Origin of the sequence: Terrabacter carboxydivorans (assembly GCF_039532035.1) — a bacterium.
Lineage (GTDB): Bacteria > Actinomycetota > Actinomycetes > Actinomycetales > Dermatophilaceae > Terrabacter > Terrabacter carboxydivorans.
Genome location: NZ_BAAARE010000071.1, coordinates 1 through 930, shown reverse-complemented (window position 1 = coordinate 930; position 930 = coordinate 1). Strand labels below are relative to the sequence as shown.

The following is a 930-nucleotide window of genomic DNA, read 5'->3' as shown; positions in this document are numbered from 1 at the left end:
TGTACTCGGTCATGACGTTGGTGACAGGCGGCTGATCGGCGGCAGGCCGTTGAGCGCGGTGTGGCGTCGTCGAGTGTTGTACTCCTTCAGCCAAGGAGCAAGGGCTGCAGCTCGATCGGCATTGCTGGCGAAGATCTGTCGGTAGGCCCACTCGGTGGCCAGGGTCCGGTTGAACCGTTCGACCTTGCCGTTCTGCCAAGGACAGTGCGGCTTGATGAACTTGTGCGTGGCCCCGAGCACGGTCATCGCGTTCTTGACGTCCGTGCTGTTGCGGTAGCTGAAGTGGTTGTCGGTGATGACCCGCTCGATAGTGGCGATTCCGTGGCCGGCGAAGTGCTCCGCCGCGCGCAGGATGAACGCGGCGCAGGTGGCGCCTTTCTCGTCGGGCAGGATCTCGCTGTAGGCCAGGCGGGAGTGGTCATCGACCATCGAATGCACGTAGTCGTAGCCGATCCGGGCCTTCTTCTTCGCCCAGCTCGACCCCATCGAGCGGCCGTGGGCTTTCCAGCCGCCGCCGTCAGGGATGCGTCCGATCTTCTTGACGTCGACATGGACCAGCTCGCCCGGACGCTTCCGTTCGTAGCGGACCGCGGTGGTCTTGCTGGAACGGATGACCTCCCCGGTCAAGGGGTCCAGCGTCCGCAGGTACGGCACGTCATGGCGGCGCAGGACCCGGCTGACGGTGCGCGGTGCCATCCCAAACTCGGGTCCGAGCCAGTCCTGACCGCGCCGGTGTTGGTGCCGGGCTGCGACCACGGCGGCTTCCACCCCCGCCGGAGTGCGGCGCGGACTCGAGTGCGGTCGCGAGGACCGGTCGGCCAGCCCGGCCTCACCTTCGGCATCGAACCGTGCCACCCACCGGTGGGCGCACTGCCTGGAGACACCCATCGCTTTCGCGGCGTGGGCCACGGCCCAGCCCTGGCGGCGGAC

The 930-nt window shown here is 67.4% G+C and carries 1 protein-coding gene; it reads right to left on the bottom strand.

Translation table 11 applies throughout. The features are described from left to right. Positions 1–9 precede the first annotated feature (9 nt). Positions 10–930: IS481 family transposase (locus ABD297_RS23590; RefSeq protein ID WP_344257609.1), on the bottom strand; the 921-nt coding region annotated here is incomplete at its 5' end.